This window comes from Variovorax ureilyticus (assembly GCF_037889935.1).
GTDB lineage: Bacteria > Pseudomonadota > Gammaproteobacteria > Burkholderiales > Burkholderiaceae_C > Variovorax > Variovorax ureilyticus.
This window is the reverse complement of sequence record NZ_JBBKZU010000016.1, coordinates 38,227-63,103: the sequence shown is the minus strand read 5'-3', so window position 1 is coordinate 63,103 and position 24,877 is coordinate 38,227. Positions and strand designations below refer to the sequence as shown.

The following is a 24,877-nucleotide window of genomic DNA, read 5'->3' as shown; positions in this document are numbered from 1 at the left end:
AAATCACATCTTCTGCGGCGCGCTCACGCCGAGAACAGCGAGGCCATTGTGCAGCACCTGCGCGGTGGCAGCGACCAGCGCAAGGCGGGCGAACTTGACCGGCTCCTCGTCGACCAAGATCCGCTCGGCGTCGTAGTAGCTGTGGTAGCTGGCAGCCAGTTCGCGCAGGTAGAAGGTGACGTCGTGCGGCGCGAAATCCTTGGCCGCGCCGGTGAGCATGGCGGGGTACTTCGCGAGCTGGAGCAGGAGCGCCTGTGCGGCCGGGCTCTGCAGCGGCGACAGGTCGACATTGCCGAGCGACGCCACATCACCGCCCCATGCCGCCAGCACCGAGCAGATGCGCGCATGCGCGTACTGCACGTAGTAGACCGGGTTGTCGTTGTTCTGCGCGAGCGCGAGGTCGATGTCGAAGGTGTATTCGGTGTCGGGCTTGCGGCTGAGCAGGAAGAAGCGCACCGCATCGGTGCTGGTCCATTCGATCAGGTCGCGCAGCGTGACGTAGCTGCCGGCGCGCTTGCTGATCTTGACCTCTTCGCCGCCGCGCATGACACGCACCATGGTGTGAAGCACGTAGTCGGGGTAGCCGGCCGGAATGCCCACACCCGCTGCCTGCAGGCCGGCGCGCACGCGCGCGATCGTGCCGTGATGGTCGGTGCCCTGGATGTTCACCACCTGGTGGAAGCCGCGCTCCCACTTGGCGATGTGATAGGCCACGTCCGGCACGAAGTAGGTGTAGGTGCCGTCGCCCTTGCGCATGACGCGGTCCTTGTCGTCGCCGTACTCGGTGGACCTGAGCCACAGCGCGCCGTCCTGCTCGTAGGTCTTTCCGGCCTCGACGAGCTTCTTGACCGTCGCCTCGACGCGACCGCTGGTGTAGAGGCTCGACTCGAGGTAGTAGTTGTCGAACCGGACCTGGAAGGCCTTGAGGTCCAGGTCCTGTTCGTGGCGCAGATAGGCGACGGCGAACTGGCGGATCGAGTCGATGTCCTCGACGTCGCCGCTCGCGGTGAACTCGCGGTCGTCCGATCGCACGGTCTTCTTCGCCTTGAAGTCCTCGGCGATGTCGGCGATGTATTCGCCGTTGTAGGCCTGTTCGGGCCATCCGGCGTCGCCTGGCTTGAGGCCCTTGGCGCGCAGTTGCGTGCTGTTTGCCAGTGTCTGGATCTGGACGCCGGCGTCGTTGTAATAGAACTCGCGATAGACGTCGTGGCCCTGCGTGGCGAGCAGGTTGCAGATCGCGTCGCCGAGCGCCGCCTGGCGGCCGTGGCCCACGTGCAGCGGGCCGGTCGGGTTGGCGGAGACGAATTCCACCAGCACGCGCTCGCCGTCCCTGGGCTGCGCGCCGAAGTGGTCGCCCGCGGTGAGCACCTCGCGCACCACCTGCTGCTTGGCGGCGGTCTTGAGGCGGATGTTGAGGAAGCCGGGTCCGGCGATCTCGATCGCATCCACCCACTGGGCGAAGACTTGCGTCGCCATCAGCGCCGCGCTGATCTGTTCCGCGAGTTCGCGGGGCTTGCGCTGCAGGGGCTTGGCGAGCTGCATGGCCGCCGTGCAGGCGAAGTCGCCATGCGCCGCAACCTTGGGGGACTCGAACGCGGCCTTGCTGCCGGCGCCGGGCGAGAGGGATTCGAGCGTGTCCGCGAGTGCCGCGAGCAGCTCCTGTTTGACCAATAGCATCGCGGGATTTTACGAGGGGCAGGATAACGATCTGTGACGAACGTCATCCAACAGTCAAGATGGACCGTTAGGGTGGGCAGCCCCGGCGGCGGGGGACACCTGTCGCAACCCAACCTCAAGGATTCCTCCATCATGAAAAAACTCCTTTCCCTGTTGGCTCTGGGCGCCACCCTCTCCTTCGGCGTGGCACACGCGCAGACCTGCGATGCCCAGGCCGCGGACAAGAAACTCAACGGCGCCGCCAAGACCAGCTTCGTCAAGAAGTGCGAGAAGGACGCCAAGGCGGCCATGTCGGCCACCTGCGCCACCAAGGCGATCGACAAGAACGGCAAGCCCTTGGCTGGCGCCGCCAAGAACAGCTTCATGAAGAAGTGCGAAAAGGAGGGCTAACCCCCAGCCTCGCCCACTTCGTGTGGCTCTGACACCCCCTTGCAGGGGGCAACCCCAGCGGCCCGGCGACGCCGGTTCCGCGGGGTTCTCCGAACTGGCCTGGCTTCGCCGACCACCGTGCGGTCTTACTTCAATACTCCGAAGAGGTTGTTGTAGTCGTCGGTCCAGGCCTGAAGGCCTGGGATCGGCGCGATTTCCGAACTGGCGCGACGGATGGGGTCGCGCTTCAGCACGTTCGGATCACGCGCGACAAGCACCCAATCCGTGTTGCGCAAGCCCGGATCAGCCGGCTCATCGTGCACGAAGGCGACATGCAAGCCCTTCGCCAGCGCGATCTTCTCGACCACCGGCGCCAGCGCGAGGAAGCGGTTGGTCACATGGAAGGCCACGATGCCGTCCGGCTTCATGTGCTTCCAGTAGATGTCCATCGCCTCGCAGGTGATCAGGTGGATCGGCACCGAATCGCCTGAAAAGGCATCGACGGCGAGCACGTCGAAGGCCATCGGGCTCTCGCGCTCCAGCGCCAGCCGCGCGTCACCGAGCACGCGCTCGATGCGGGCGCGACTATCGGCGAGGAAGCTGAACTCACTGTCGGCCAGCGTGAACACCTCGGGGTTGATCTCGTAGATGCGGTAGACGTCGCCGGTGCGGCCATAGGCGGCTAGCGTGCCGGCGCCCAAGCCGATCAGGCCCACCCGGCGGCCTCGGGCAGGTGCCGATTCGATCGCGAGGCCGATGCCGGATGAGCGGCCGTAGTACGTGGTCGGCTCGCGCCGGCGCGAGGCCGCGAGGTACTGCTCTCCGTGCTTGACGGAGCCGTGGTACATCTGGCGAACCCTTTCCTTCGCATCGCCGCGGAAGGTGTCGAGCGTGAGCAGCGTGCCGTAGAAGTTGCGCTCCATGCGGCGTGCCCCGGACGCATCGCCCGTGACCTGCAGCGCGAGGAACCACGCACAGGCGGCGGCCAGGCCGAGCGATGCCGCCATGCCGGCGCGGCGCTGCCGCCAGAGCACCGCGGCGATCAGGGCGCACAGCATCAGCCCCACGCCGAGCTCGTAATAGGCCGGCAGCACGTGCGGCGCGATCAGTCCCACGCTCACGCCGCCGAGCGCGCCGCCCAGCGACAGCATCAGGTAGAAGCGCGTGAGATACGCCCCGCCCGGCCGCAGCCGCGCCATCTCGCCGTGCAGGAACATGCACAGCGCGAACAGGCCGACGACGTAGATCGGCAGCGCGGTGCGCAAGTTGGTGCCGAGGTTGTCCTGCAAGCCGAAGGCGCACAGCGCGAGCATCGCGGCGGCGAGCGGCACGAAGACCGCGCGCCGATACCAGCGATCGCTCTCGAAGGTCAGCACGAAGGTCAGCAGATACACCGACAGCGGCAGCACCCAGAGGAAGGGAATCGCCGCCACGTTCTGCGTGAGGTGGTTGGTGATCGCCAGCAGCAGCCAGGATCCGAGGGCCGGCAGTGCGAGCCACATGAGGTAGTCGCCGGCCACCGGCCGGGTCGATGGCGCAACGGCCCTGCTGGACGCCGCGACCGGCGCCCCGGCCGGCCAGCGCCGCGAGACATGCAGCGCAGTCCCGGTGCACAGCAGCACGAACGCGGCATAGCCCGCCGACCAGCCCCACGCCTGCTGCACCAGCGAGCTGCGCGGCTCGATCAGCACCGGATAGGCCAGCAGCGAGGCGAGCGAAGCGAAGTTCGACAGCGAGAAGTACCGGTAGACCTGCGCACCCCACGGCGTGCGCGCGACCCAGGACTGCACCAGCGGCCCGGTGGTCGAGAGAAGGAAGTACGGCAGCCCGATCGTGCCCATCAGGAGGCCGAGGATCCAAAGCGTCGGATCCTCGGTGCCGGTCGGCTTCCAGCGCGGATTCGTCACGATGGGCAGGAAGGCGAGGCTCGCCAGCAGCAGCCCGATGTGCACCCGCGCCTGCATGCGGGACGCCAGACGCCGGGTGACCCAGTCGGAATAGGCATAGCCGGCCAGCAGGACCACCTGGAAGAACACCATGCAGATCGACCACACCGCCGCCGATCCGCCGAACCACGGCAGGATCTGCTTGGCGATCAGCGGCTGGACGAGAAAGAGCAGGAAAGCGCTCGCGAAGATGGTGCCGGCGAACAGCGCCCTGGAGGTCGCAGGCGACATGGCGCTAGCCCCTGGCTCCGAAGCCGCGCGCGAGGAACACCGCGGCCAGCGGGATCAACGCGATGATGTGCGCCTGCACCATCACCTGCTTGCGCGTCTTGCGCACTTCGGCCTCGTCCGGCAGCGCGCCGCTCGAGCGCAACGCCTTGCGCCAGCGCGAATAGGTCATCGTCGGCCGGATCGACAGCAGGCCGACGATGATGAAGAGCGTCAGCTTCAGGTGCAGCAGCGGGTTGGTCCAGTACCACGCGGTGCCCTTCATGCCCCACCAGGTGCGCGCGACGCCGGTCGCGAGCACCGCGACGGCCGCGATGCCGTACACCATGTCGACCCGGCCGAGCCGCTCGACCACCGCCGCATTCATCCACTCGACCCGGCACAACGCCGCCTCGCTGGAGATGAAGACGACCATCGTCAGGATGGCCAGGATGTGCAGGTAGGCAAGAATGGCTTCAAGCGTCATCGGTGAGGTTCCTCGGTGGTCGACGGCCGAGCGATTGTGCCGCCCCAGAACTCCGGACGCGCATAGTGCGCTTTCAGAAAATCGAGCCAGAGCCGCACCCGCAGCGGCAGGTGCTTGCGCTGCGGGAAGACCGCGAAGATGCCGTTCGGCGGCGCGGCGAAATCGTCGAGCAGCGGCACCAGCAGGCCGGCGTCGATCTCGGCTTCGACCTCCCAGGTGCTGCGCCACGCGATGCCGTGGCCGGCGAGGCACCAGTCGTGCAGCACCTGGCCGTCCGAGCAATCGAGCGGCCCCGAGGGCTTGAGGTGGATCACCTCGTGCTCGCCGTTGGCCGTCGGCACGCGGAACGCCCAGCCCCGCGTCTGCGAGGCATCGCTCGACAGGCTCAGGCAGTCGAAGCGCGCCAGCTCCGACGGATTCTTGGGCGCGCCATGACGGCGAACGAACTCCGGCGTCGCCACGCACCGGCGCCGGTTGTCGGCAAGGCGAACACTCACCAGCGATGAATCGGGCAAGTCGCCGACGCGCACCGCGCAATCGAAGTTCTCGCCGGCCACGTCGATCACGCGGTCGCTGAGGTTGAGCGAGAGGGTCACTTCCGGATGCAGTTCGTGAAAGCGCGGCACCAGCGGTGCGACGTGCCGGCGCCCGAAGCCCGCCGGCGCGGTCACCCGCAGATGACCGCTGGCCTTAATGCCGCCGGCGCTTACGCTCGCCTCGGCGTTGGCGAGCTCTGTCAGCAGCCGCTGGCAATCCTCCAGGAACGCGCTGCCCTCGTGCGTGAGCGCGATGCGGCGCGTGGTGCGCACCAGCAGCTTGACCCCGAGCCGCTCCTCGAGCCCGTCGATGCGCCGCCCGATGATGGCGGGCGCGACGCCTTCCGCCTTTGCCGCCGCGGTGAGGCTGCCGCGGGTGGCGATCGAGACGAAGGATTCGAGTTGCTTGAGTCGGTCCATGGCGGCGCCAATGATGCCTGCTTGCACGCGCCGGCCGCCAGTCGATGGCGCCGGCGGCATTGCGCTGGAGGCCCGATCGGCCTAGAACACGAGACTTCGGAAACCCGCCGGAGCACGCCATGAACCCACTTTCCGCAAGCAGCGTCACGTGCATGTTGCCCGTGAAGGACCTGGACCGCGCGCGCAGGTTCTACGAAGACGCGCTCGGCCTGGAGCCGCTCGGCGCCAAGCCGGACGGCAAATTCATCTACCGCTGCGGCGGCACCGAGCTGGCGCTTTTTCCGAGGCCCGAAGGCACGAAGGCGGAGCACACGGCGGTGAGCTTTCGCGTCGAGAACATTTCAGATTCGGTGGCCGCGCTGGAGAAGCGGGGCGTGCGGTTCGCCGACTACGACCTGCCCGGGCTGAAGACCGTCGAACACGTCTGCGTGCTCGGCTCGGAAAAGGCGGCGTGGTTCGAGGACCCCGAAGGCAACATCCTCTGCCTTCACGAAGATATTTGAGCGACCCCGGTTGCTTGCTCACTTCGTGTAGCCGCCTCCCCCCTCCAGGGGGCAACCCCGGCGGCCCGGCGAAGCCGGTTCCGCGGGGTTCCTGGCTTTGGGGTCAGACGCCGCGGGTGACGGCGCTCGTCTTGAGCGTGGCGATCTGCGCGTCGCTATAGCCGACCTCGCGCAGCAGTTCGTCCGTGTGCTCGCCGATCAGCGGCGGCTGCTGGTGGATGCCGAGGCGCTCGCCGCCGATGGTGAACGGCATCAGCGGCACCTTCGACTCGCTGCCGTCGTTCATGCGCACCGGCGCGAGGCCGCCGGTGGCGTTGAGGTGCGGATCGTCGAACAGGTCCTGCGGCTTGGTGATCGGCGCAAAGGGCAGCTCGTTCTCCTCGAACACCGCGCTGAGCTCCGCCGCGCTGCGATTCGCAAGCTGCGAGCGCAGGATCGGCATCATCCATTCGCGCGCGAGCACGCGGTCGTTGTTGGTCCTGAGGCGCGGGTCCGCAAACATCTCGTCGAGCCCGAAGGCCTTGCAGAAGATCGCCCACTGCTTGTCGCTGACCACCGCGAGGAAGATCTGCTCGCCGTCCTTCACCGTGAAGACGTCGTAGATCCCCCAGGCCGAGATGCGGCTCGGCATCGGGTCCGCCGCCTTGCCTGTCGCGGCGAACTGCATCATGTGCTGCGCGACGAGGAAGATGTTGTTCTCGAACAGCGCCGACTGCACCTCGCAGCCCTGGCCGGTCTGCTCGCGCTGGCGCAGCGCGGCCATCGCGCCGATGGCACCGAACATGCCGCCCATGATGTCGTTGACGCTGGTGCCGGCGCGCAGCGGGTCGCCCACGCGGCCGGTCATGTAGGCGAGGCCGCCCATCATCTGCACCACTTCGTCGAGCGCGGTGCGGTGGTCGTAAGGGCCGGGCAGGAAGCCCTTGTGGCTCACGTAGATGAGGCGCGGCTTGAGCTTCTTCAGGCTCTCGTAGTCGAGCCCCAGCTTCTTCATCGTGCCGGGCTTGAAGTTCTCGCTCACGATGTCGGCGGTCGCGATGAGACGCAGCGCAGCCTCCACGCCTTCGGGCTGCTTGAGGTCGAGCGCGATGCTCTTCTTGTTGCGGTTGAAGGTCGGAAAGAAGCCCGCGCCCGAACCGAGCAGGCGACGGGTGCTGTCGCCTTCGATCGGTTCGACCTTGATGACCTCGGCGCCGAGATCGCCCAGCAGCATGCCGCAGGTCGGGCCCATGACCATGTGGGTGAACTCGACGACGCGGACGCCGGCGTAAGGCAGCGGAGTGGACTCAGACATGAACGGCTCCTTGCGTGAAGCCCTTGGGCAGGCCGGCCTCGGGCGTCATCCCGTAGACCGGTTCGCCCGGCAGGCCGGCGATGAGCGGCGCGCGCGCCGCGATGAGTTTCTGGATGTCGATGCCGGTGCGCAAGCCCATGGCCTCGAACATGAAGACGAGGTCTTCGGTGACGACATTGCCCGAGGCCCCGGGTGCATAGGGACAGCCGCCGAGGCCACCGAGCGATGCATCGAAGGTGCGAACCCCCTCTTCATAAGCCGCAAGGCAGTTCGCGAGCCCGAGGCCGCGGGTGTTGTGCATGTGCGCGGCGCCGGCCTTGTCGCCGATCTCCGCGCGCAGGCGGCGGAACAGCCGGCGCACCTGCGCGGGATTGGCATAGCCCACGGTGTCCGAAAGCCCCGACTCGTCCGCGCCTGCGGCGACGCATTGCGCCGCGAGCCGGATCACTTCGTCCTCCGGCACCTCGCCCTGCAAGGTGCACCCGAAGGCGGTGGAAATGCCGGCCTCGAGCTTGACGTGCGGCGCGATCTCGCGGCGCAGGTCGGAAATCGCGCGGACCTCCTGCACCATCTCCTCGCGCGTCTTGCGCACGTTCGCTAGCGAATGCGCCGCGCTCGCGGACACCGGCATCGTCAGCTTGTGCACGCCGGCCGCGAGCGCCGCTTCGGCGCCCTTGCGGTTGGGGACGAGCGCCATCACGGTCAGGCCGGGCAGCGTCACCGCGTGGCGCACGACCTCGGCGGCGTCGGCCATCTGCGGCAGCAAGCGCGCCGGCACGAACGAGGCCACTTCGATCTCGCGCACGCCGGCCGCGTAGAGCGCGTCGATCCAGCGCAGCTTGTCCGCGGTGGGCATGGTGGCCTTGACCGATTGCAGGCCGTCGCGCGGACCGACCTCGCTGATGAGGATGTCGGGGGGATTCACTGGAACTGTCTCCTAAGGTTCGGATGGAATTGACAGTTCTATCTTGCAGAACTAAATTCCGTTGAACAGAATTAAACCGGCGATCGTCCCCGCTGTCAAGGAAGCCCATGCCACGCAAAGCCCAGACCGAATCGGCGTCCGACCTCAACGCGGCGCCCGGCGGCGCGGCCGCAGTGGACCGCGCGCTGAGCCTTCTCGCGTCATTCCAGGCCGGGGATGGCGCGCTGACGCTCACCCAGCTTGCCGAGCGCACGCAGCTTTACAAGAGCACGGTGCTGCGGTTGCTCGCATCGCTGGAGCATGCGCGCCTGATCCACCGGCAGGAGGACGGCCGGTACGCGCTCGGCGCGGAAATCGCGCGGCTGCACGGCCTGTACGCCGCGTCGTTCTCGCTTGAAGGCATCGTGATGCCGGTGTTGCGCGACCTCGTCGCCGCCACCGGCGAAAGCGCGGCGTACCACGTCCGGCAGCCGCAGGGCGACGGCTGGGCGAGGCTGTGCCTCTACAGGGTCGATTCGCCGCATCCGGTGCGCGATCACGTGCGGGCCGGCGAGCTGCTGCCGGCCGATCGCGGCGCGGGTGCGCGGGTCCTCATCGCGTTCGGGCCCGAAACCGAGTGGCCACGGGGCGCGAAGGACCGCAAGCTCTGTCAGTCGATCCGCGCGCAGGGCTACTACGCGGCGGTCGGCGACCGCACCGCCGAACTCGGCGGCATCTCCGCGCCGGTGTTCCGAGCGGACGGCAGCCTGGCGGCCGCCGTCACGCTGACGATGCCGGCGCATCGCTACGACGAGGGCTACATCGAACCGGTGCGCGCGGCGGCGCAGAGGCTGAGCGGGACCGTTTAGCCCCGGACGCTGGAAGCATGCGTTCACCCGGCGTACGCTCACGTTTGACGGAGCGCTGCTTCGATTACCCTCATTTTTGTCATCGATAAAACCCGATTTCGGCTATTACTCGCCAGTCAGGTATCGAATAAAGTCTCTGACTGAATCCCCGTATTCCCCCAGGAGAAAGAACCATGACCGCCCGCACCAACGTCCACGGCCTCCAGGTCGCCACCGAGCTTCACCGCTTCATCGAAGACACCGTGCTGCCCGCCACCGGAGTGGACAGCGCGACCTTCTGGAAGGGCTTCGACGCTATCGTCAGCGAGTTCGCGCCCAAGAACATCGCGCTGCTGGCCGAGCGGGATCGCCTTCAGTCCGAGATGGACAAGTGGCACAAGGCGCATCCCGGCCCGATCGCCGACATGCCGGCCTACCGCGCCTTCCTCGAATCGATCGGCTACCTGCTGCCGCAGCCCAAGGGCGTGAAGGCGACCACCGCCAACGTCGATGCCGAGCTCGCGCTGCAGGCCGGCCCGCAGCTCGTGGTGCCGATCCTCAACGCGCGCTATGCGCTCAACGCCGCCAATGCACGCTGGGGCTCGCTGTACGACGCGCTGTACGGCACCGATGCCATTCCCGAAACGGGCGGCGCCGAGAAGGGCAAGGGCTACAACCCGGCGCGCGGCGCGAAGGTCATCGAGTTCGCGCGCAACGTGCTCGACCAGGCCGCCCCGCTGGAGAACGGCTCGCACAAGAACGCGACCGGCTACAAGGTCGAGAACGGCAAGCTGGTCGTCGCGCTGCAAAGCAGCAGCACGGGCCTCAAGAACCCGGAGCAGTTCGTCGGCTACCAGGGCGATGCGGCCGCGCCGAAGTCGGTGCTGATCAAGCACAACGGCATCCACCTGGACATCCAGATCGACCGCAGCACGCCGATCGGCAAGAGCGATGCGGCCGGCGTGAGCGACGTGGTGCTCGAAGCGGCGCTCTCGACCATCCTCGACCTCGAAGACTCGGTGGCGGTGGTCGATGCCGAAGACAAGGTGCTGGCCTATTCGAACTGGCTCGGCATCCTGCAAGGCACGCTGACGGAAGAAGTCTCCAAGGGCGGCAAGACCTTCACGCGCGGCCTGAACCCTGACCGCGAATACACCGGCGCGGACGGCAAGCCGGTCAAGCTGCACGGCCGCTCGCTCATGTTCGTGCGCAACGTCGGCCACCTGATGACCAACCCGGCGATCCTCTACGCCGACGGCAAGGAGATTCCGGAAGGCATCATGGACGCGGTCATCACCACGACCATCGCCACCGTCGACCTCCAGCGCAAGGGCAACTCGCGCACCGGCAGCGTCTACATCGTCAAGCCGAAGATGCACGGCCCGGCGGAAGTCGCTTTCGCAAGCGCGCTGTTCGGCGCCGTCGAGAAGGTGCTCGGCCTCGCGCCCAACACCGTGAAGCTCGGCATCATGGACGAGGAGCGCCGCACCAGCGTGAACCTGCAGGCCTGCATCGCCGAGGCCGCTGCGCGCGTGGCCTTCATCAACACCGGCTTCCTCGACCGCACCGGCGACGAGATGCACACGGCGATGCATGCCGGCCCGATGCTGCGCAAGGGCGACATGAAGACCACGCCGTGGATCCAGGCCTACGAGAAGAACAACGTGCTGGTCGGCCTCTCGTGCGGCCTGCGCGGCAAGGCGCAGATCGGCAAGGGCATGTGGGCCATGCCGGACCTGATGGCCGCGATGCTCGAACAGAAGATCGGCCACCCGAAGGCCGGCGCGAACACCGCCTGGGTGCCCTCGCCCACCGCCGCGACGCTGCATGCGCTGCACTACCACCAGGTCAGCGTGGCGGACGTGCAGAAGCAGCTCGAAAAGATCGACGCCGAGGCCGAGCGCGACAACATCCTGAACGACCTGCTGAAGGTGCCGGTCGCGCCGAAGGTCGATTGGACCGACGCCGAGCGCCAGCAGGAACTGGACAACAACGTGCAGGGCATCCTCGGCTACGTGGTGCGCTGGATCGACCAGGGTGTGGGTTGCTCCAAGGTGCCCGACATCCACAACGTCGGCCTGATGGAAGACCGCGCGACGCTGCGCATCTCCAGCCAGCACATCGCCAACTGGCTGCTGCACGGCGTGGTGACGAAGGCCCAGGTCGATGCGACCTTCCAGCGCATGGCCGCCGTGGTCGACCAGCAGAACGCCGGCGATCCGCTCTACAAGAACATGGCCGGCAACTTCGGCACCTCGGCGGCGTACAAGGCGGCGCAGGACCTCGTGTTCAAGGGCGTCGAGCAGCCGAGCGGCTACACCGAACCGCTGCTGCATGCTTGGCGGCTGAAGGTGAAGGCTGGGGCCTGATTCGTCCCGGCGATGAAAAAACGGCACCTCGGGGTGCCGTTTTTCTTTGGGGCGCCGGAACGTCAGGCTGGCTTGCCGGCCGCAGCATGCTGCAACGTCCGCTCGACTTCCTCGGGCTGCATGCCATACATCTCGGCGAACTCCGCGAGGGACTTGCCGCTGGCCTCGAAAGCGCGGCGCAGCGCCTCACGCTTCGCGGTGCGCGCGCCGACTTCGGCGAAGGCCTCGTCGAGCACCGCATTGGTCGTCTCGTCGCCGCCGCGCATCGCGAGCACGTAGTCCTCGCGCGAAAGGCCCGAAGCTTCGATCGCCGCGACCAGCCGCTCGCGCAGCTTGGGACGCAGGTCCTCCCCGGTGCGCGCCTGCCGGCGCTTGAAGACTTCGAGGATCGCGTGGTGCACATGCTCCGGAGCGACCGGCTCGACCGGGACGCCATTCAGGTCATGGCGCTGTTCGCCAGCGGCGACCGCTTCCAGGTAGCGCGTGGAGCGCGCATGCAGGCCGAGCGCGATCTTCAGGTCTTCCTTCTTGAACTCGTCCGGATGCGCCGCAAGCAGGTCCTGGTAGGCGCCGAGCTTGAGCGGCAGGAAGCGCGCGCCGAACATCTTCGGATAGAGCTCGAACAGCCGCTCGAGCACCGGATGCACCTTGCGCGCCGGCTTCTGTTGGCCTTTCCGGGGCTTCTCGGGCTTCTGGGCCTTCTGGGCGGGTGGCTGCGCCGCAGGCTGCTGGCCGGCACTTGCCTCGGCAGGCCGGGATTTCTGCCCACCACGGCGGCGGCGCTTTCGAGGGGCGGCGGGCGCCGTGGATTCAACCGGTGCCGCGGGCGCGGCAGCGTCGTTATCGATCGTCGAGGTCATCGGAATATCTGGTCGGTGGATGCACGGCCGCGCGAGGCGGCCAAGCCCTCCACTTTAATGCGCTTGCTCAGCCGCGCTGCGCCGCCTCGGCCTCGGCACGCAGCCAGCGGACGAAATCCTGCGCATCGGCATTGGTGGCCGCGCGGCGCGATGTCTCGATGAAATAGCCCCGGCGCGATGCCGCCCCCTCGCCGAAGGGCGCCACGAGCTGGCCCGAACGCACCAGCTCGCGAAGGAGCGGCAGCCGCCCGATGACCACGCCCTGCCCCGCCACGGCAGCGGCGACCGCGTCCGCGTACTGGGTGAAGCGCATGGTGTTCTTCATGCGCAGGTCCGTGAGCCGCATCACTTCCAGCCACGGTTCCCAATCGGCAGTGGGCGCTTCGGCGTGGTTCGGGAGGTCGACGGTGAGCAGGGTCTGATCGACGAGATCGCCCGGCGCATGCAGGGCGGCGGCGACCTGCGGCGCGCACAGCGGCATCACCGATTCCTCGAACAGCGTCGGCCCGGTGCCGCGCCCGATCGGCACGAAGCGCACGGCGACGTCGATGCGGCTGCGTTCGAGGTCCATCACTTCGAGCGTGGCCGAGACCCGCACATCGACCAGCGGATGGTCCGCCGTGAAGCGCGCCAGGCGCGGGATGAGCCAGAGCGATGCGAAGCCCGGCGTGGTGGTGAGCGCGACCTGGCGCGGCGCGGGCACGGCGCGCACGCGGGCCGAGGCATCGCGCAGCCGCTCCAGACTTTCGACGACGGCGCGCTGGTAGATGCGGCCCGGCTCGGTCAGCGCGAGCGCGCGATGGCGGCGCTCGAAGAGCATCACGCCCAGGCTGGCTTCGAGCTGCTGGATCTGACGGCTGACCGCCGACTGGGTGACGAAGAGTTCGCCCGCCGCCTCGGTGAAGCTCAGGGTGCGCGCGGCCGCCTCGAAGCTGCGCAGGAGCTCGAGCGGGGGCAGCTCGGCCAGCGGCGGCGGAAGGGGTTTGGCATTCTCTGGACGCATGCAACGAGTTCCAAATGACCGTATGACAGCGAGAGGTGCGCTGACTATATTCATTCGCAGAATGAATGCAAGGAGCCGCCATGAACGCCCGTCCACAACGCCTCTCGCTGAGCCTGCCGAAGAAGGCGATCTTCACGCTGCCCGATGCGCACGAGGTCGACATCGAGTGCCAGAGCGGCGCGGTGTGGATCACCATCGACCATGACCGGCGCGACATCGTGCTGAACCCCGGCGAGCACTTCCGAAGCGATTCGCACGAGCGAGCGCTGGTCGCGGCGCTGGAGCCCTCCTGCGTGCGGTTCTCCGCGAAGCGGCTGTCGGTCGCGGTCGCGCAGGAAGCCCCGCGGCCGGCCGCGTCGCCTTGGCGACTCTGGCTCCACGGGATGTCCCCGGCTTGACCTCGCCCGCCGGGCGTCGAACCATCGACGTTTGCCCGGTACAGGAGAGCCCTTTCGCGCCGGGTTTCATCACTCGGACGAAGGACTCCCCATGGCAGAAGCATTCATCGTGGCCACCGGCCGCACCGCCGGCGGCCGCCGCGGCGGCAAGCTCGCGGGCCGGCACCCGGTCGATCTCGCGGCGCAGGTCATCGACGCGTTGGTGACGCGCAGCGGCATCGACCCGGCCGCCGTCGACGACGTGATCCTCGGCTGCGTGAGCCAGGTCGGCGAACAGGCGACCAACGTCGCGCGCAACGCGGTGCTCGCATCGAAGCTGCCCGAGTCGGTGCCGGGCACGTCGGTCGACCGGCAATGCGGCTCGTCGCAGCAGGCGCTGCATTTCGCGGCGCAGGCGGTGATGTCGGGCGCGATGGATGCAGTGATCGCCGCGGGTGTCGAGAGCATGACGCGCGTGCCGATGTTCACGCCCAACGCGCTGCCGGCGAAGGCCGGGCTCGGCATCTACATGAGCCCCGCGATGCAGAAACGCTATCCCGGCGTCGAATTCAGCCAGTTCACCGGCGCGGAAATGATCGCGCGGAACTACGGCATCGAGAAGGACGTGCTCGACCGCTATGCGCTCGAAAGCCACCAGCGCGCGATCGCGGCCACGCGCGAGGGCGCGTTCAAGCACGAGATCGTGCCGGTGGAGATCCGCCTCGCCGACGGCTCCGCAAGCGGCGAGATGCACACGATCGACGAAGGCATCCGCTTCGATGCCACGCTGGAGTCCATCGCCAGCGTGAAGCTGATCGCCGAAGGCGGTCGCTGCACCGCCGCGACCGCGAGCCAGATCTGCGACGGCGCCAGCGGCGTGCTGGTGGTCAACGAACGCGGCCTGAAGGCGCTCGGCGTGAAACCGCTCGCGCGCATCCACCACATGAGCGTGATGGGGCACGACCCGGTGATCATGCTGGAGGCGCCGATTCCCGCGACGGCTCGCGCGTTGCAGAAGGCCGGCATGAAGATCGACGACATCGACCTCTTCGAAGTCAACGAAGCCTTTGCGCCGGTGCCGCTTGCATGGTTGCAGAAGCTCGGCGCCGATCCGGCGCGGCTCAATGTCAACGGCGGCGCGATCGCGCTCGGCCATCCGTTGGGCGCATCGGGCACCAAGCTCATGACCACACTCGTCAATGCGCTCGGCCAGCGCGGCAAGCGCTACGGCCTGCAGACCATGTGCGAAGGCGGCGGCATGGCCAACGTCACCATTGTGGAAAGGCTGTGAGGATGAACGACACGGTTCTCTACGAGGTCAACGACGGCATCGCGACGATCACGCTGAATCTTCCGGCCAAGCTGAACCCGATCGCGCTCGAACTCCAGCAGGCGCTGCGCGACACCCTCGCGCGGGTGCGCATGCACCCCGAAGTGCGCGCGGTGGTGCTCACCGGCGCGGGCAAGGCGTTCTGCGTCGGCGCGGACCTGAGTTCGATGAATCCGCCCGACGACGGCAAGACGCTCGGCAACCGCACCGCCGAGTGGATGCAGTCGATGAGCCATCCGCTGATCGAGGCAATCCGCGCGCTGCCGGTGCCGGTGGTCTGCGCGGTCAACGGGCCTGCGGCGGGCGCGGGCGTGGGTGTGGCGCTGGCGTGCGACATCGTGGTGGCGGCGCGCAGCGCGTACTTCTACCTGCCCTTCCTGCCCAAGCTGGGGATCGTGCCGGACCTCGGCTGCACTTGGTTCATTCCGCGCCGCGTCGGCCCGGCGCGCATGATGGGCATGGCGCTGCTCGACGAAAAGCTCGGCGCGGAGATGGCGGCGCAATGGGGCCTGATCTGGGCCTGCATCGAGGACGATCTGCTGCTGCTCGAAGCCCAGAAGATCGCGCAGCGCCTCGCACGCCTGCCGGCGCACGCGGTGCTCGAAGCGCGCAAGGCCATCGAAGTGTCGGAGGGGCATTCGCTCTCCGAGCAACTGCACTACGAGAGCGAGCGCCAGCGCGAACTGCTCGACAAGCCGAGCTTCGCCGAGGGCGTGATGGCCTTCCTGCAGAAGCGCGCCCCCGTCTTTCCTCCCCGTTGAAACCGATGATCGAACGCACCCTCTTCACGCCCGACCACGAGGCCTTCCGCGACAGCTTCCGCCGCTTCATGGACAAGGAGATCGCCCCCTTCCACGAAGCCTGGGAAGACCAGGGCTACGTCGATCGCGCCGTCTGGAACAAGGCCGGCGAGAACGGCTTTCTCTGCACGGCGCTGCCGGAGGAATACGGCGGCTCCGGCGCCGACCTGCTCTATTCGGTGATCCAGTTCGAGGAGCTCTGGGCGCGCGGCTTCACCGGCATCGGCTTCGGGCTGCACAGCGAGATCGTCGCGCCGTACATCCTCCGCTACGGCACCGAGGCGCAGAAGAAGCAGTACCTGCCCAGGCTCGCGAGCGGCGAGATGATCGGCGCGATCGCGATGAGCGAGCCTTCCGCCGGCAGCGACCTGCAGGCGGTGCGCACCACCGCGATCCGGCAGGCGGACGGCAGCTACGTGCTCAACGGCAGCAAGACCTTCATCACCAACGGCTGGCATGCGGACCTCGTGATCGTGGTCGCGAAGACCGATCCGGCCGGCGGCGCCAAAGGCACCAGCCTCTTCCTGGTCGAGCGCGGCATGCCCGGCTTCGAGAAGGGCAAGCGGCTGAAGAAACTGGGGCTGAAGGCGCAGGACACCTCGGAGCTGTTCTTCAACGACGTGCATGTGCCGGCGGATGCGCTGCTCGGAGGCGCTGCGCAGGAGAATCGCGGCTTCGTCTGCCTGATGGAGCAACTGCCTTGGGAGCGGCTTCAGATCGCGATCGGCGCGGTGGCGGCGTCGCAGTCGGCGATCGACCAGACGGTGGCCTACGTGAAGGACCGCAAGGTGTTCGGCCAGCCGGTCGCGGCCTACCAGAACACGCGCTACACGCTCGCCGAATTGCAGACGGAAGTGCAGGTCGCACGGGTGTTCGTCGACAAGTGCATCGAACTGCTCATGCAGGAGAAGCTCGACACCGCGACCGCGAGCATGGCCAAGTACTGGACCAGCGACCTGCAATGCAAGGTCATGGACGAGTGCGTGCAGCTGCACGGCGGCTACGGCTTCATGTGGGAGTACCCCGTGACGCGCGCCTACGCCGATGCGCGGGTGCAGCGGATCTACGGCGGCACGAACGAGATCATGAAAGAAGTGATCACGCGCGCAATGGGCCTGCCCGGACGCTGAGCCGGCGCGAATCCGGTACTGGCGTTGCCTTGGGCGACGCGGGAGAATGCCGCATGCCCACCCTCAACGCCTTCTACGCCCAGTCCGGCGGCGTGACGTCCGTGATCAATGCGTCGGCCTGCGGCGTGATCGAAACGGCACGCCGGCACCCCGACCGCATCGGCACCGTCTATGCGGGCCGCAACGGCATCCTCGGCGCGCTTGCGGAGGATCTCATCGACACAGGCCGCGAATCGGCGGAAGCGATCGCCGCGCTGCGGACGACGCCTTCCGGTGCGTTCGGCTCGTGCCGCTACAAGCTCAAGTCGCTCGAGAAGAACCGGCGCGAGTACGAGCGCCTGATCGAGGTCTTCAAGGCGCACGACATCGGCTACTTCTTCTACAACGGCGGCGGCGACTCGGCCGACACCTGCTTCAAGATGAGCCAGCTGTCGCAATCGATGGGCTACCCGCTGCAGGCGATCCACGTGCCGAAGACCATCGACAACGACCTGCCGATCACCGACTGCTGCCCGGGCTTCGGCTCGGTCGCGAAGTACGTGGCGGTGTCGACGCTCGAAGCATCGATGGACGTGCGCTCGATGGCGGCCACGTCGACCAAGGTGTTCGTGATCGAGGTGATGGGCCGGCATGCGGGATGGATCGCGGCGGCCGGTGGATTGGTCGCCGACCAGGGCATTCCTGTCGTGATCCTGTTTCCGGAAATCCCCTTCGACCCCCCGGCGTTCCTCGCGCGCGTGGACGCGCTCGTGAAGTACCACGGCTATTGCACCGTGGTGGTGTCCGAAGGCTGCCATCACCCCGACGGCACCTTCATCGCCGAGCAGGGCACGAAGGACGCCTTCGGCCACGCGCAGCTCGGCGGTGCGGCGCCGGTGGTCGCGCAGATGGTCAAGGAAGCGCTGGGCCACAAGTTCCACTGGGCCGTGGCCGACTACCTGCAACGCGCGGCGAGGCACATCGCCTCGGCCACCGACGTGAAGCAGGCTTATGAACTCGGCCAGCGCGCGGTCGAGCTGGCGCTCGAAGGCAGGAACGCGGTGATGCCGACCATCGAGCGCATCGCCGATGAGCCATACCAGTACCGCATCGGCACCGCGCCGCTCGACGCGGTCGCGAACACCGAGAAGTTCATGCCGCGCGATTTCATCTCCGAGGACGGATGGAGCATCACCGACAAGTGCCGGCGCTATCTGCTGCCCTTGATCCAGGGCGAGGACTATCCGGCCTACAGCAACGGCCTGCCGGTCTACGTGACGCTCGAGAACCATCCGGTGCCGAAGAAGCTGCCTGCTTTCGAGACGGCGTGATGAGCGAATCTCCAAGCGTCGACGCATCGCGCTGCCCGCTGTGCGGCGAAGCCAATCGCTGCGCGATGGAGGTCGAGCGCGAAACCGGCCAGAAGCAGCCGCCGTGCTGGTGCATGGCTGCCGAGTTCAGCTTCAGCCCCGAACTGCTGGCGAAGGTGCCGCAGGAGAAGCGGGGCATCGCGTGCATCTGCGCGCGATGCGCGGCGCTGGCGGTGGTTCAGGCCTGAGGTTCGGGCTGGGGCTCGGGGTTGTCCTGGGGCGCCGGCGCGGCAGGCTGCGCTCCCCGCTCGCGCTGCTGCGCGATCACCTGGTGGATGAATTGCAGCTTGCCCACCGCCGCGCGCGGCAGCACGAACGGGTAGTAGTCCGGCTGACCCATGCTGCGCGACAGCTCGTTGAGCACGTTCGTGAGGCGCACCCAGCCATTGATGAAGTCGAGGAACTGCCCCGCCTCCGGATGGTCCGGCTGCCAGAGATCCGCCGCCTCGAAGAGGTCGCTCGCCAATTCGACGTTCCGCGCGTCGACGCCGAAGCTCATCGCCGTGTCTGCCGTATCGGCCATGTGCAGGTAGTGCGCCCAGGTTTCTGCCCAGTCTTCCCATGGATGCGCGCTGGCATAGCTGGTGACGAAGCGATCGGCCCAGTCCGCCGGCGCCCCGGTGTCGTAGTGCTTGCGCAGCGCGGCGGCATAGTCCTCGCGTTCATCGCCGAAGAGCGTCCGGAAGGCGTCGATCCATGGCGTCGGATGCACCAGCAGATCCCAGTAGTAGTGGCCGATCTCGTGGCGGAAGTGGCCGAGTAGCGTGCGATAGGGTTCGCGCATCTCGGCTCGGATGCGTTCGCGCACATCGTCCTGCGCCTCTTCGGCGTTGAGCGTGATGATGCCCGTGTCGTGGCCGGTCAGCACATGCGGCGCGCCGGGCGTGCTGCTCAGGAAGTCGAAAACAAGGCCATGCGCCGGATCGCTCAGCCGCGTGACCACCGGCAGCTCCAGCGCAAGAAGCTGCGACAGCAGCCGCCGCTTCGCCAGCTCCAGGCTCCGCCAGCGGTCGCCGTTGCCTTCGACGGCAAGGTCCGGAATGGTGCGCGTCACGCTGCACGCGAGGCACATGCCAGCGGTCAGCCCGTCGGTGTTGAACGAAGGATCGTCGCCCTCGCGCGGCGCCGGCACCATCCAGTTGCAGGCCGAAGGCGACATCAGGTTCGCGCAGTGCCGGTAGGCCCTGCCGCCCGCGTCGCCGAATACGGTGAAGGTGTCGGGCTCCGCGCCCTCGTGCCTGGCCGGCGCGAGCGGCACGACGCCGAGTTGCTCGATGACATAGCCGAGCGGCGTCTGGCAGGCGAGGCAGCGGCTGTTGGCGAGGAAGACCGGCCGTCCGCACTGGCACTGGTAGGCGCGCGTGACGGTCGGCGCCTTGAATTCGGCGGCGAGCGACTGCGTGACGTCGTCGTTGCGTTCGTTGCTGTTGTCGTTCAGGGCTTCCATGGCGTGATCTTTCGTCGCGATCGGAGCGGGCCCATTGTGGGCCGTCGACTTACGGCGGCCGCGGCCCAAACGCCGATATGCTTGTAGGACGGCCCGACCCGGCTTCGCCCTCATGAACAATCCTTCCGTGCAATCCCTGAGCGCCCGCTACGGCGAGCGCTACCGCTGGCTTCTGCTGTTTTCGGTCATGGTGGGGGTGATGGCTTCGATCATGTCTTCCACCATCGTCAATGTGGCGATACCGGGCATGAGCCACCATTTCTCGCTCGGCCAGGAGCGCGCACAGTGGGTCAGTTCGGGCTTCATGGTGGCGATGACGGTGTCGATGCTCACCACGCCGTGGCTGCTCGCCCGATACGGATACCGGCGCACCTATGTGGGAACGATGGTGCTGCTGCTGGCCGGCGGCCTGAGCGGCGGGCTGGCGACGAATTTCTCGCTGGTGCTGATCGCGCGCGTGGCGGAGGGGCTCGCCGCCGGGGTGGTGCAGCCGATCCCGGCGATCATCATCCTGCGCGCCTTCGAGCCGCACGAGCAGGGGCGTGCGAGCGGCATCTTCGGCATGGGCGTGGTGCTCGCGCCGGCGGTGGGGCCGAGCATCGGGGGCGTGCTGGTCGATCTGTTCGGCTGGCGCTCGATCTTCTTCATGGTGGTGCCGTTCTGCGTCACCTCGATCTGGCTGGCCTACAAGTTCGTTCCGACCACCGCGCCGGGCGGTGTCGCGGCTTCGCGCAGCAGCGGACTCGACTGGCGCGGGCTGACGCTCGGCACCATCGGCACGCTCTGCCTGCTGAACGGGCTGGTCGAACTGCGGGGCGACTCGGCGGCGGAATCCACCGTCCTGCTCGCCGCGGCCGGCGTGGCGTTCGGCGCCTTCCTGGCCTGGGAGCGGCGGTTCGCGGCGGCCGGCGGCGAGCCGCTGATGAATCTCGCGCTCTTCAAGCACCGTCAATTCGCCATGGGCAGCATCGTGGCCTTCATCTACGGCACCGCGCTGTTCGGCTCGACCTACCTGCTGCCGGTGTACATGCAAGTCGGGCTCCAGCTTTCGGCGTCGCACGTGGGCACCATCCTGCTGCCGGCGGGGATCGTCCTGGCCTTCACCATTGCGGGTGTCGGGCGGCTCGCGGACAGGCACCCGACCTATCTGCTGGTGTGCACCGGCCTGCTGCTGCTCGCCGCATCCTTCGCGCTGATGATCGTGCTCCACCTGGACAGCGGGATCTGGCTCCTGGTCGCCTTTGCGGTCATCGGCCGCATCGGACTCGGCTTCATCCTGCCGTCGCTCAATCTCGGCGCGATGCGGCCGCTCCCGAAGCCCATGATTCCGCAGGGCGCGAGCTCCATCAATTTCCTGCGCATGCTCGGCGGGGCGGCAGGCGTCAGCCTCTGTGCGGTCATTCTCGAATGGCGTCTGGCCGCGCATGGCGATTCGCTGGCCGCCGCCGCCAGCAGCCCGGCACGGCTCGCGGCTTTCGACGAGGTCTTCGTCTTGCTCGCCGCGCTCTGCGCGCTCGCGATCTGCGCCGCCTGGCAGTTGCGCGAAAAGTCGCCGCGCAAACTTGACGAGCAAGCCGCCAGCTGATCCGACGGCCGCGCTCGGCGCGCCGCGTTCGCGGGCTCCCGCGGAACCGGCTTCGCCGGGCTGCCGGGAGCGCCCCCTGAAAGGGGGTGGAGAGCGACACGAAGTGCGCGAGCCTGGGGGTAAGCTATCCAGATGTGCCAGCTACTTGGGATGAACTGCAACACGCCAACCGACGTGACCTTCAGCTTCACGGGGTTCGCGCAGCGCGGCGGGCGCACCGACCACCACGCCGACGGCTGGGGCATCGCTTTCTTCGAGGACCGCGGGCTCAGGCATTTCGTCGACCACCAGCCCGCCTGCGAATCGCCGGTGGCGGAGCTGATCCGCCGCTACCCCATCCAGAGCCGCAACGTCATCGCCCACATCCGCAAGGCGACGCAGGGTGCGGTGAACCTGCAGAACTGCCATCCCTTCGTGCGTGAGCTGTGGGGGCGCTACTGGGTGTTCGCCCACAACGGGGACCTGAAGGATTTCCGGCCGCGCCTGCACGGCAATTTCCACCCGGTGGGCAACACCGACAGCGAGCACGCCTTCTGCTGGATCATGCAGGAGCTGGCCAAGTCGCACGCGGACGTCCCGAGCGTCGAGGAGCTCACGCTCACGCTGCGCGAACTGGCGCCCCGTCTGGCCGCGCACGGCACCTTCAACTTCATGCTGTCGAACGGGCAGGCACTGTGGGCGCACGCCTCGACGAACCTCTGGTACATCGAGCGCAAGCATCCCTTCCTCACCGCGCAGCTGGCCGACGAAGACCTGAGCATCGATTTCGCCCACCACACCACGCCGACCGATCGGGTCGCGGTCGTCGTGACCTCTCCGCTGACCACCAACGAGACCTGGACGGCCTTCGCGCCGCAGGAGCTGATGGTGTTCGTGGACGGCCGGAGGGTGGCTGACCCACCCCCCGCCTCGTCCACTGCGTGTGGCTCTGCATTCCCTCGAGGGGGCGCGTCCGGCAGCCCGGCATAGCCGGTTCCGTGGGTGCCCTGGCACGGGCTTCCCGTCGCGGGTGCCTTCAGGCCTTCTTCACGGCCGCTTCGAGAGCGTCGATGAACATCGCCGGCACGTCGAAGCCGGTCTGCTCGGTGATTTCCTGGAAGCAGGTCGGGCTGGTCACGTTGATCTCGGTCAGCGAGCCGCCGATCACGTCGAGCCCGATCAGCAGCAGCCCGCGCTGGGCGAGCACCGGGCCGATCGCTTCGGCGATGCGGCGATCGTCCTCGGTCAGCGGCTGCGCCACGCCCTTGCCGCCGGCAGCGAGGTTGCCTCGCACCTCCGACCCCTGCGGAATGCGCGCCAGGCTGTAGGGCACCGGCTTGCCGCCGATCACCAGCACCCGCTTGTCGCCCTGCACGATCTCGGGCACGAAGCGCTGCACCATGATTGTCTGCACGCCGTCCTTGTTGAGGGTCTCGGTGATCGAGCCGAGGTTCAGCCCGTCGGCCTTGACGCGGAAGATGCCCATGCCGCCCATCCCATCGAGCGGCTTGAGGATGATGTCCTGGTGCTCGGCATGAAAGGCGCGCACCGCGGCCGGATCACGTGTGACCAGCGTCGGCGTGGTGAACTCCGAGAACTCCATGATCGCGAGCTTCTCGGGATGGTCTCGCAGCGCGCCCGGCTTGTTGACGACGCGGGCGCCTTCACGCTCGGCCTGCTCGAGAAGATGCGTGGCGTAGATGTATTCGGCGTCGAAGGGCGGGTCCTTGCGCATCAGCACCGCGTCGAACGAATGCAACGGAAGCTCTTCGGCGGCCTCTTCGCGGAACCATGCGTCCGCCGAACCGGTCAGCGTGATCCTGCGGACCTTGGCGGTGACCGGCCGGCCGCGCTGCCAGCCCATGTGGCGCGGCTCGCACACCGAGATCGCATGGCCGCGCCGCTGGGCCTCCCGCATCATCGAGAAGGTGGTGTCCTTGTAGATCTTGAAGTGCTCGATCGGATCGGCGACGAAGAGGAAGTGCATGTCAGTTGTCTATGGTGTTGCACGCCGCCACGGGCGTATGAATCAAACGCATCTCGAACCAGGAACCCCGTGGAACCGGCTTGGCCGGGCCACCGGGGTTGCCCCCTGGAAGGGGGTGTCCGAGCCACACGCAGTGGGCGAGGCTGGGGGTGAGCTTCATTTTCTGATCTTGCAGGCAGCCGCGATGTCCTTGCCGGCGAAGGGTCTGCGCCCGATCTGCTGGATGCCCAGCGCGGCGGCGCCCGCCACCACGCCCCAGAAAGCGGAGCCAATGCCCAGCAGCGTCACGCCCGAGAGCGTGACCAGGAAGGTGATGAGCGCGGCCTCGCGATGCGATTCGTCGCGCACCGCCGCAGCCAGCCCGCCGCCGATGGTGCCGAGCAGGGCCAGCCCGGCGATCGCGGCGACCAGTTCCTTGGGGAAGGCCGTCAGCAGCCCCGTGACCGCCGCGCCGAACAGGCCGATCACCACGTAGATCGCGCCGCAGCTCACCGCCGCGGTATAGCGGCGCCCCGGATCTTCGTGCGCCTCGCGGCCCATGCAGATCGCGGCGGTGATCGCGCTGAGGTTGAGCGCGAAGGCGCCGAAAGGCGCGAGCACCAGCGTGGCCAGCCCGCTGACCGTGATGAGCTTCGACACCGGCAGCTCGTAGCCCGCCGCGCGGATGGCCGCGACGCCGGGGAGATTCTGCGAAGCCATGGTCACCACGAAAAGCGGCAATGCGAGGCTCACCACGGCCTGCCAGCTGAACACAGGCATCGTGAACACAGGCATCGCGACGCTGAAATGCACCGCACTCCAGGCGAGTTCGCCGCGCGCCGCCACGAAGGCGATCGCCACCAGCAAGGTCAGCGGCACCGCATAGCGCGGCAGGGCACGCTTGCCGACCAGGTAGGTGCCGAGCATCAACAGCACCAGCGGCAGCGCCGTCTGGGCCGCGATGAACGCCTGCAGGCCGAAGCGCGCCAGCACGCCCGCCAGGAGCGCCGACGCCAGCGCCATCGGAATCCGGTTCATCACGCGCTCGAACCAGCCGGTGGCGCCCGCGATCGTCATGAGCAGCGCGCAGACGATGAAGGCGCCCACCGCCTCGTGCATCGAATAGCCCGCGCCGGCGACCGCGAGCACCGCCGCGCCCGGCGTGCTCCAGGCGATCATCACCGGCTTGCGCCACCACAGGGAAGGCAGCGCCGACGCGAGCCCCATGCCGAGGCCCAGCGCCCACATCCACGAGGAAATCAGCTCCGGCGTGGCCCCGAAGGCCTGTGCGGCCTGGAACACGATCGCCACCGAACTCGTGAAGCCCACGAGCACCGCCACGAAACCGGCGGTGAACGCCGACAGACTCAAATCCTTGAAGAACCGCATCCCCGGATTGTGCCGGCGTGTCGGACCCCTTCCAGGAACACCGCGGAACCGGCTCCGCCGGGCCGCCGATGTTGCCCCCCGGCAGGGGGGTGCCCGAGCCAC

23 protein-coding genes are annotated in these 24,877 nt (G+C 67.8%); 12 read left to right on the top strand and 11 right to left on the bottom strand.

Features of this window, described 5'->3' with window-relative positions:
- Window positions 1–3: 3 nt before the first annotated feature.
- A complete protein-coding gene (gene argS, locus WKW77_RS28150; protein WP_340360200.1) occupies window positions 4–1,677 on the bottom strand; it encodes an arginine--tRNA ligase in 1,674 nt (557 codons plus the stop codon).
- Window positions 1,678–1,809: 132 nt separating this feature from the next.
- Here argS and WKW77_RS28145 point away from each other — a divergent pair, with 132 nt between their 5' ends.
- Window positions 1,810–2,067 (top strand): hypothetical protein, encoded by a 258-nt coding sequence (locus WKW77_RS28145; RefSeq protein ID WP_340360199.1) that lies wholly within the window; start codon window positions 1,810–1,812, stop codon window positions 2,065–2,067.
- A 125-nt stretch (window positions 2,068–2,192) separates the two neighbouring features.
- On the opposite strand, the gene WKW77_RS28140 is transcribed toward WKW77_RS28145, so the two are convergent.
- From WKW77_RS28140 to WKW77_RS28130, 3 genes are read right to left on the bottom strand one after another with little or no spacing between them, the layout of a single operon-like run.
- The gene (locus WKW77_RS28140) at window positions 2,193–4,223 is read right to left on the bottom strand and encodes a fused MFS/spermidine synthase (RefSeq protein ID WP_340360198.1); all 2,031 of its coding nucleotides are present in this window, start codon (window positions 4,221–4,223) and stop codon (window positions 2,193–2,195) included.
- 4 nt (window positions 4,224–4,227) lie between these two features.
- Window positions 4,228–4,686 carry a DUF2214 family protein gene (locus WKW77_RS28135; protein ID WP_340360197.1) on the bottom strand — a complete coding sequence of 153 codons (459 nt, stop codon included), beginning with the start codon at window positions 4,684–4,686 and terminating at the stop codon, window positions 4,228–4,230.
- Complete coding sequence (locus tag WKW77_RS28130) at window positions 4,683–5,642, bottom strand: LysR family transcriptional regulator (RefSeq protein ID WP_340360196.1); 960 nt, start codon at window positions 5,640–5,642, stop codon at window positions 4,683–4,685. The genes WKW77_RS28135 and WKW77_RS28130 overlap by 4 nt, the downstream gene beginning before the upstream one ends.
- Window positions 5,643–5,761: 119 nt before the next feature.
- Here WKW77_RS28130 and WKW77_RS28125 point away from each other — a divergent pair, with 119 nt between their 5' ends.
- A complete protein-coding gene (locus tag WKW77_RS28125) occupies window positions 5,762–6,145 on the top strand; it encodes a VOC family protein (protein WP_340360195.1) in 384 nt (127 codons plus the stop codon).
- Window positions 6,146–6,248: 103 nt separating this feature from the next.
- Here WKW77_RS28125 and WKW77_RS28120 read toward each other — a convergent pair whose 3' ends face one another.
- The gene (locus WKW77_RS28120) at window positions 6,249–7,439 is read right to left on the bottom strand and encodes a CaiB/BaiF CoA transferase family protein (RefSeq protein WP_340360194.1); all 1,191 of its coding nucleotides are present in this window, start codon (window positions 7,437–7,439) and stop codon (window positions 6,249–6,251) included.
- Complete coding sequence (locus WKW77_RS28115; RefSeq protein ID WP_340360193.1) at window positions 7,432–8,364, bottom strand: hydroxymethylglutaryl-CoA lyase; 933 nt, start codon at window positions 8,362–8,364, stop codon at window positions 7,432–7,434. Before WKW77_RS28115 ends, WKW77_RS28120 begins: the two co-directional genes overlap by 8 nt.
- A gap of 107 nt (window positions 8,365–8,471) precedes the next feature.
- Between WKW77_RS28115 and WKW77_RS28110 the strand changes: the two genes are divergently transcribed.
- Window positions 8,472–9,212, top strand: a complete 741-nt coding sequence (locus WKW77_RS28110; protein ID WP_340360192.1) for an IclR family transcriptional regulator — start codon at window positions 8,472–8,474, stop codon at window positions 9,210–9,212.
- Window positions 9,213–9,385: 173 nt separating this feature from the next.
- On the top strand, window positions 9,386–11,560 hold the full coding sequence (locus WKW77_RS28105; RefSeq protein WP_340360191.1) for a malate synthase G: 2,175 nt from the start codon (window positions 9,386–9,388) through the stop codon (window positions 11,558–11,560).
- A gap of 62 nt (window positions 11,561–11,622) precedes the next feature.
- On the opposite strand, the gene WKW77_RS28100 is transcribed toward WKW77_RS28105, so the two are convergent.
- A complete protein-coding gene (locus tag WKW77_RS28100) occupies window positions 11,623–12,420 on the bottom strand; it encodes a ProQ/FINO family protein (RefSeq protein ID WP_340360190.1) in 798 nt (265 codons plus the stop codon).
- A 67-nt stretch (window positions 12,421–12,487) separates the two neighbouring features.
- Window positions 12,488–13,423: a LysR substrate-binding domain-containing protein gene (locus WKW77_RS28095; RefSeq protein WP_340360189.1), complete on the bottom strand. Its 936-nt coding sequence runs from the start codon at window positions 13,421–13,423 to the stop codon at window positions 12,488–12,490.
- An 80-nt stretch (window positions 13,424–13,503) separates the two neighbouring features.
- Between WKW77_RS28095 and WKW77_RS28090 the strand changes: the two genes are divergently transcribed.
- The 6 genes from WKW77_RS28090 (at window position 13,504) to WKW77_RS28065 (ending at window position 18,597) form a co-directional block, all read left to right on the top strand.
- Window positions 13,504–13,821 (top strand): DUF2917 domain-containing protein, encoded by a 318-nt coding sequence (locus tag WKW77_RS28090; protein WP_340360188.1) that lies wholly within the window; start codon window positions 13,504–13,506, stop codon window positions 13,819–13,821.
- Between the two features lie 91 nt (window positions 13,822–13,912).
- Window positions 13,913–15,091, top strand: coding sequence for an acetyl-CoA C-acetyltransferase (locus tag WKW77_RS28085; protein ID WP_340360187.1), 1,179 nt, complete (start codon window positions 13,913–13,915; stop codon window positions 15,089–15,091).
- A 2-nt stretch (window positions 15,092–15,093) separates the two neighbouring features.
- Window positions 15,094–15,891, top strand: a complete 798-nt coding sequence (locus WKW77_RS28080; RefSeq protein WP_340360186.1) for an enoyl-CoA hydratase-related protein — start codon at window positions 15,094–15,096, stop codon at window positions 15,889–15,891.
- A 5-nt stretch (window positions 15,892–15,896) separates the two neighbouring features.
- Window positions 15,897–17,060 carry an acyl-CoA dehydrogenase family protein gene (locus WKW77_RS28075; RefSeq protein ID WP_340360185.1) on the top strand — a complete coding sequence of 388 codons (1,164 nt, stop codon included), beginning with the start codon at window positions 15,897–15,899 and terminating at the stop codon, window positions 17,058–17,060.
- Window positions 17,061–17,113: 53 nt separating this feature from the next.
- Complete coding sequence (locus WKW77_RS28070; RefSeq protein ID WP_340360184.1) at window positions 17,114–18,370, top strand: 6-phosphofructokinase; 1,257 nt, start codon at window positions 17,114–17,116, stop codon at window positions 18,368–18,370.
- A complete protein-coding gene (locus WKW77_RS28065; RefSeq protein ID WP_340360183.1) occupies window positions 18,370–18,597 on the top strand; it encodes a cysteine-rich CWC family protein in 228 nt (75 codons plus the stop codon). Before WKW77_RS28070 ends, WKW77_RS28065 begins: the two co-directional genes overlap by 1 nt.
- On the opposite strand, the gene WKW77_RS28060 is transcribed toward WKW77_RS28065, so the two are convergent.
- Window positions 18,588–19,856, bottom strand: a complete 1,269-nt coding sequence (locus WKW77_RS28060) for a zinc-binding metallopeptidase family protein (protein WP_340360182.1) — start codon at window positions 19,854–19,856, stop codon at window positions 18,588–18,590. The two genes, WKW77_RS28065 and WKW77_RS28060, sit on opposite strands and share 10 nt — an antisense overlap.
- A gap of 112 nt (window positions 19,857–19,968) precedes the next feature.
- Between WKW77_RS28060 and WKW77_RS28055 the strand changes: the two genes are divergently transcribed.
- Together WKW77_RS28055 and WKW77_RS28050 are read left to right on the top strand one after the other, a co-directional pair.
- A complete protein-coding gene (locus WKW77_RS28055) occupies window positions 19,969–21,441 on the top strand; it encodes a DHA2 family efflux MFS transporter permease subunit (RefSeq protein ID WP_340360181.1) in 1,473 nt (490 codons plus the stop codon).
- A 132-nt stretch (window positions 21,442–21,573) separates the two neighbouring features.
- On the top strand, window positions 21,574–22,410 hold the full coding sequence (locus WKW77_RS28050; RefSeq protein ID WP_340360180.1) for a class II glutamine amidotransferase: 837 nt from the start codon (window positions 21,574–21,576) through the stop codon (window positions 22,408–22,410).
- 46 nt (window positions 22,411–22,456) lie between these two features.
- Here the strand turns inward: WKW77_RS28050 and gshB are convergent, their stop codons facing one another.
- Both gshB and WKW77_RS28040 read right to left on the bottom strand, forming a co-directional pair.
- On the bottom strand, window positions 22,457–23,407 hold the full coding sequence (gshB, locus tag WKW77_RS28045) for a glutathione synthase (protein WP_340360179.1): 951 nt from the start codon (window positions 23,405–23,407) through the stop codon (window positions 22,457–22,459).
- A 156-nt stretch (window positions 23,408–23,563) separates the two neighbouring features.
- A complete protein-coding gene (locus WKW77_RS28040; RefSeq protein ID WP_340360178.1) occupies window positions 23,564–24,775 on the bottom strand; it encodes a benzoate/H(+) symporter BenE family transporter in 1,212 nt (403 codons plus the stop codon).
- Window positions 24,776–24,877: the final 102 nt, after the last annotated feature.

Excerpts from the sequence above, each read along its gene's own strand:
- argS (WP_340360200.1), bottom strand. The coding sequence starts at position 1,677 with ATGCTATTGGTCAAACAGGAGCTGCTCGCGGCACTCGCGGACACGCTC.
- WKW77_RS28145 (WP_340360199.1), top strand. The coding sequence starts at position 1,810 with ATGAAAAAACTCCTTTCCCTGTTGGCTCTGGGCGCCACCCTCTCCTTC.
- WKW77_RS28140 (WP_340360198.1), bottom strand. The coding sequence starts at position 4,223 with ATGTCGCCTGCGACCTCCAGGGCGCTGTTCGCCGGCACCATCTTCGCG.
- WKW77_RS28135 (WP_340360197.1), bottom strand. The coding sequence starts at position 4,686 with ATGACGCTTGAAGCCATTCTTGCCTACCTGCACATCCTGGCCATCCTG.
- WKW77_RS28130 (WP_340360196.1), bottom strand. The coding sequence starts at position 5,642 with ATGGACCGACTCAAGCAACTCGAATCCTTCGTCTCGATCGCCACCCGC.
- WKW77_RS28125 (WP_340360195.1), top strand. The coding sequence starts at position 5,762 with ATGAACCCACTTTCCGCAAGCAGCGTCACGTGCATGTTGCCCGTGAAG.
- WKW77_RS28120 (WP_340360194.1), bottom strand. The coding sequence starts at position 7,439 with ATGTCTGAGTCCACTCCGCTGCCTTACGCCGGCGTCCGCGTCGTCGAG.
- WKW77_RS28110 (WP_340360192.1), top strand. The coding sequence starts at position 8,472 with ATGCCACGCAAAGCCCAGACCGAATCGGCGTCCGACCTCAACGCGGCG.
- WKW77_RS28105 (WP_340360191.1), top strand. The coding sequence starts at position 9,386 with ATGACCGCCCGCACCAACGTCCACGGCCTCCAGGTCGCCACCGAGCTT.
- WKW77_RS28100 (WP_340360190.1), bottom strand. The coding sequence starts at position 12,420 with ATGACCTCGACGATCGATAACGACGCTGCCGCGCCCGCGGCACCGGTT.
- WKW77_RS28095 (WP_340360189.1), bottom strand. The coding sequence starts at position 13,423 with ATGCGTCCAGAGAATGCCAAACCCCTTCCGCCGCCGCTGGCCGAGCTG.
- WKW77_RS28090 (WP_340360188.1), top strand. The coding sequence starts at position 13,504 with ATGAACGCCCGTCCACAACGCCTCTCGCTGAGCCTGCCGAAGAAGGCG.
- WKW77_RS28085 (WP_340360187.1), top strand. The coding sequence starts at position 13,913 with ATGGCAGAAGCATTCATCGTGGCCACCGGCCGCACCGCCGGCGGCCGC.
- WKW77_RS28080 (WP_340360186.1), top strand. The coding sequence starts at position 15,094 with ATGAACGACACGGTTCTCTACGAGGTCAACGACGGCATCGCGACGATC.
- WKW77_RS28075 (WP_340360185.1), top strand. The coding sequence starts at position 15,897 with ATGATCGAACGCACCCTCTTCACGCCCGACCACGAGGCCTTCCGCGAC.
- WKW77_RS28070 (WP_340360184.1), top strand. The coding sequence starts at position 17,114 with ATGCCCACCCTCAACGCCTTCTACGCCCAGTCCGGCGGCGTGACGTCC.
- WKW77_RS28065 (WP_340360183.1), top strand. The coding sequence starts at position 18,370 with ATGAGCGAATCTCCAAGCGTCGACGCATCGCGCTGCCCGCTGTGCGGC.
- WKW77_RS28060 (WP_340360182.1), bottom strand. The coding sequence starts at position 19,856 with ATGGAAGCCCTGAACGACAACAGCAACGAACGCAACGACGACGTCACG.
- WKW77_RS28055 (WP_340360181.1), top strand. The coding sequence starts at position 19,969 with ATGAACAATCCTTCCGTGCAATCCCTGAGCGCCCGCTACGGCGAGCGC.
- WKW77_RS28050 (WP_340360180.1), top strand. The coding sequence starts at position 21,574 with ATGTGCCAGCTACTTGGGATGAACTGCAACACGCCAACCGACGTGACC.
- gshB (WP_340360179.1), bottom strand. The coding sequence starts at position 23,407 with ATGCACTTCCTCTTCGTCGCCGATCCGATCGAGCACTTCAAGATCTAC.
- WKW77_RS28040 (WP_340360178.1), bottom strand. The coding sequence starts at position 24,775 with ATGCGGTTCTTCAAGGATTTGAGTCTGTCGGCGTTCACCGCCGGTTTC.